We start from the raw sequence: 4,130 nt of genomic DNA, 5'->3' as shown, positions 1-4,130 counted from the left end.
GCGGCCGAGCCCGGCGCCGCACCTGGCGGACACGCGCCGCGGCGCGCGACCGCGCGCTTCATGCTGTCGCACCCCGCGCACCTCGTGTCGCTCGGCTTCGGCAGCGGGCTCGCGCCGCTCATGCCCGGCACGTTCGGCTCGCTGTTCGGCTGGCTCACGTTCGTCGTGCTCAACCGCTACCTGACGGTGCCCGAATGGTGGGCGCTGATCGCGGTCGGCTTCGTGGCGGGCACGTGGCTCACCGGCTTCACCGCGAGAAAGATGGGCACGTCCGATCCGGGCGCCGTCGTCTGGGACGAAATCGTCGCGATCTGGCTCGTGATGCTGTTCGTCACGCCCGCGACCTTCATCGGCCAGCTATGGGCGTTCGTCGCGTTCCGCATCTTCGACATGCTCAAGCCGCCGCCGATCCGCTATTTCGAGCGCCGCCTGAAAGGCGGGCTCGGCATCATGGTCGACGACCTGGTCGCCGCGTTCATGACGCTGCTCGTGATCGCCCTGTGGCGCTCCGTCGTCGGCTGACCGATTTCCCGACTCCCGTTTCCCGACGCGCATGCCAACCGATTCCGTCGTCCACCAGCTTGCGATCCGCGCAGGCAACAAGCTGCGTGACGAGCACCTGACGCTCGCCACCGCCGAATCCTGCACCGGCGGCATGATCGCCACCGCGATCACCGACATCTCCGGCAGCAGCCAGTGGTTCGAGCGCGGCTTCGTCACGTACTCGAACCAGGCCAAGATCGACATGATCGGCGTGCCGCCCGACCTGATCGACAAGCACGGCGCCGTCAGCGAGCCCGTCGCGCGCGCGATGGCCGAAGGCGCGCTGCGCAACAGCCGCGCGCAGGTCGCGCTGTCCGTCACCGGCATCGCGGGCCCGGCCGGCGGCAGCGAGAAGAAACCGGTCGGCACCGTGTCGTTCGGCTGGAGCAACCGGCTGCATACCGACGTCGAGACGCTCGTGTTCAAGGGCGACCGCGATCAGATCCGCACGCAGGCGGCCGCGCATGCCCTGCGCGGGCTGCTGAAGCTGCTCGACGAGCGCGAGGGCTGACCGGGCCGGGGCGCCCGCCGCGCCCCTGCCGGCCCGCTTACTGGATCGCGTCGGGTTTCACGACGATCCAGTTCTTGTCCGCCGTGACCGGCAGGCCGAGCGACTTCTGCCGCGCGGCCGATTCATCCGACCACGCGCGGATCTGCGCCATCTGCTTGTCCTTCTTGTTCACCCACACGCGCACGCCGCCGCGCGCGACGTCGGTCGCGTTCAGCAGCATGTAGCCGTCGGACGTCGGCGTGTCGCCCGCGACGAGCACCGGCTTCTTCCACTGGTCGATCCAGCCGACGATCGAGCCGAGCTTGCCTTCGTACCACGTCATCGGGTTCATCAGGAACGGTGTGATCACGAGGCTGCGGTTCGCGGCCTCGTCGTACTTGCCCGCCTTGATCTGCAACCGGGACGTCGTCAGCGCGCCGGTCGCCGGGTTGCGCAGCAGCGTCGTCACGCCGATCACGTTCTGCGGCTTCACGTTGTAGCCGTACTTCGGGTCGGACAGCACGAGCCGCGCGAGCTCCTCGTGCGCGGCCGTCATCACGTAGACCTCGATCCCGTTCTCGCGCAGCGCGTTGTACAGCTCCTGCATCCCGCGGAAGAAACGCGGCGGGTTCACCGTGCCGTCGGCCACCTTGTCGCCCTGCCAGTAGCGGATCGGGATCGGCTTGCCGTCGGCGAGCATCGCGTCGACGTGGCGCTTCAGGTCGGCCAGCGACTGCCCGGCGAACGCCTGCGCGATCCACGGGTAGCAGACCAGGTCGTCGATCTCGCAGAGCCGGTAGTAATAGCTCGTCAGCGATTCCTTGTAATCGGCGGAATCCTTGAACGGGATCAGCTTCAGCGACGGATCGAGCGTGTCGCGCGTCAGCACGCCGCGGTTCTCCAGGTACGGCAGCAGCGACTCCTCGAGGTCGTAGCGGTAGGTCGTGTTGTCGGCGTCGAACACCGCGTAGTCGCCGCGGTTCGCGTGCGCGGCGATCATCGCGTTCAACGCCTTCGCGCTGTCGGCCGGCCAGTGCGACAGGTCCGCCGCGTGGGCGAAGCTCATGCACAACGACGCGGCAAGCGCGCTCAGAAGACGTCGGGACAGCTTGGGCATGGCGTCACTCCCTTTCTTGACGGTTTCGTTACAGATCGATGACAAGCGCGAGCATCGCGCGATTGGCGCGCGGGCATGCGGTGCGGAAACGACGGGAAATTGCCCGTGCGCGTCAGTGCGACGGCCGGGAACGAGGGAAACGGAGGCGGTAAGGCGGAGAAAGCGGCACGGGCCCGCGAACGCGGGCCTGCCGGAACCGGCTGCCCGCGCGGGCAGCCGGCGCCAGCGTCGATCAGCGATGCGCGTTGATCGTGTCGCGGGTCTTCTGCGCGGCGAGCGCCGCGGCTTCGGCGAAATCCTCGCCCTTGCTCGCGTACAGGATCGCGCGCGACGAGTTGATCATCATGCCGGTGCCGTCGGCCGTGCGGCCTGCGTTGACGGTCGCCTGCACGTCGCCGCCCTGCGCGCCGATGCCGGGGATCAGCAGCGGCATGTCGCCGACGATCCCGCGCACGATCTCGATTTCCTTCGGGAACGTCGCGCCGACCACGAGGCCGAGCTGGCCGTTCTTCGCGTTCCACTTGTTCGCCGCGAGATCGGCCACGACCTGGTACAGCGGCCGGCCGTTCGTGTCGAGGAACTGCAGGTCGGAGCCGCCCGGGTTCGACGTGCGGCACAGCACGATCACGCCCTTGCCTTCGTGCTCGAAGTACGGCTCGACCGAGTCGTAGCCCATGTACGGGTTCACCGTGACGGCGTCCGCACGATAGCGCTCGAACGCTTCGCGCGCGTACTGCTCGGCCGTGCTGCCGATGTCGCCGCGCTTCGCGTCGAGGATCACGGGCAGGCCCGGGTGCTGGAGGTGGATGTGCGCGATCAGGCGCTCGAGCTGGTCTTCCGCGCGATGCGCGGCGAAGTAGGCGATCTGCGGCTTGAACGCGCTCGCGTATTGCGCGGTCGCGTCGACGATCTGCCGGCAGAATTCGAAGATCGCGTCGGGCTGGCCCTCGAACTGCACGGGAAAGCGCGACGGCTCGGGATCGAGGCCGACGCACAGCAGCGAATTCGTGCGCTGCCACGCGGCGCGCAGCGATTCGATGAAAGTAAGCGGGGAAGACATGGCGGGTACTCGCGGCAAACCGTTGGTAGACCGCGTATTTTACCCGCGTCGCCGGCGCGCCTCGCGTGTCGCGCCATTGCCGCGCGCATCGGCGCGCTCGACGGTGAACGCGAAACGCCGCGTGAGCCGCTCGCCGGGCGCGAGCAGCGTCATCCCGTGCGCGGTCGCGCCGCCCGGCAGGTTCACCGCGTTGATCGGATGATCGACCGGCTCGAAGCAGAAGAAATCCTCGCCGGGCGGGGTATAGAGCACGTACGCATCGGCGTCGGCCGCCACCGTCAGCGACAGTCCGCGGCGCGGCCAGCTCACCGTCGCGTGGCCGCCCCAGCCGGTGAATGCGTGATTGACGAGCGCGGCCGGCAGCGGATACGCGACGCCGAACTGCCAGGCCGGCGGCACGCTCACGTGCCGCACCGGCAGGAAATCGGCGCCCGACAGCCACAGCCCGCCGGCGGCCGCGGCCAGTTCGGTCACGTCGTCGCGCACCAGGAACGGATGCACGCCGAGCCCGAACGGCAATCGCGCGCGCCCCGCATTCTCGATCGTCAGCGCGATCGACAGCGTCGTATCGTCGAGCTCGAACGACTGGATCGCGCGGAACGCATACGGCGCACCGGCGGTGCGATCGAGCGACAGCTGCAGCGACGTGGCGGTCGCATCGTCCACCTGCCATGGCGCGAGCCAGCCGTCGCCATGGATCGGCAGCGGCTCGTCGCGGCGGTTGCGCGGCACCGCGACGCTGCGCCCGTCGCATTCGAAACGCGCGCCGCCGATGCGGTTCGAGTAAGGCAGCAGCGGATAACACGCGAGCTGGTTCGGGTCCGTCGCCGTCTCCGGGTGGTCGCAGCGGCGGAACACCGGCATCAACGCGCCGTTGTCGCCGCGCCAGTCGAAGCGCGCGATGCCGCCGCCGAGATGCG

5 protein-coding genes are annotated in these 4,130 nt (G+C 69.0%); 2 read left to right on the top strand and 3 right to left on the bottom strand.

Going from position 1 to position 4,130, the window contains the following annotated elements; all coding sequences use genetic code 11:
- Both DPV74_RS39620 and DPV74_RS39615 read left to right on the top strand, forming a co-directional pair.
- Positions 1–522, top strand: a 522-nt coding sequence (locus DPV74_RS39620) for a phosphatidylglycerophosphatase A (RefSeq protein ID WP_162923285.1), incomplete at its 5' end; no start/stop codon positions are given.
- Positions 523–553: 31 nt separating this feature from the next.
- Complete coding sequence (locus tag DPV74_RS39615; RefSeq protein ID WP_021161868.1) at positions 554–1,054, top strand: CinA family protein; 501 nt, start codon at positions 554–556, stop codon at positions 1,052–1,054.
- A 37-nt stretch (positions 1,055–1,091) separates the two neighbouring features.
- Here the strand turns inward: DPV74_RS39615 and DPV74_RS39610 are convergent, their stop codons facing one another.
- From DPV74_RS39610 to DPV74_RS39600, 3 genes are all read right to left on the bottom strand, one after another.
- A complete protein-coding gene (locus tag DPV74_RS39610; protein WP_027788409.1) occupies positions 1,092–2,150 on the bottom strand; it encodes a hypothetical protein in 1,059 nt (352 codons plus the stop codon).
- A 232-nt stretch (positions 2,151–2,382) separates the two neighbouring features.
- Positions 2,383–3,210 (bottom strand): orotidine-5'-phosphate decarboxylase, encoded by an 828-nt coding sequence (pyrF, locus tag DPV74_RS39605; protein WP_059697855.1) that lies wholly within the window; start codon positions 3,208–3,210, stop codon positions 2,383–2,385.
- A gap of 39 nt (positions 3,211–3,249) precedes the next feature.
- Positions 3,250–4,130: aldose 1-epimerase (locus tag DPV74_RS39600; RefSeq protein WP_162923284.1), on the bottom strand; the 881-nt coding region annotated here is incomplete at its 5' end.

It is taken from the genome of Burkholderia sp. HAN2018 (assembly GCF_024704855.1).
Taxonomy (GTDB): domain Bacteria; phylum Pseudomonadota; class Gammaproteobacteria; order Burkholderiales; family Burkholderiaceae; genus Burkholderia; species Burkholderia cepacia.
Note: the sequence above shows the minus strand (reverse complement) of the source record. Positions and strands in the feature narration are given on the sequence as shown.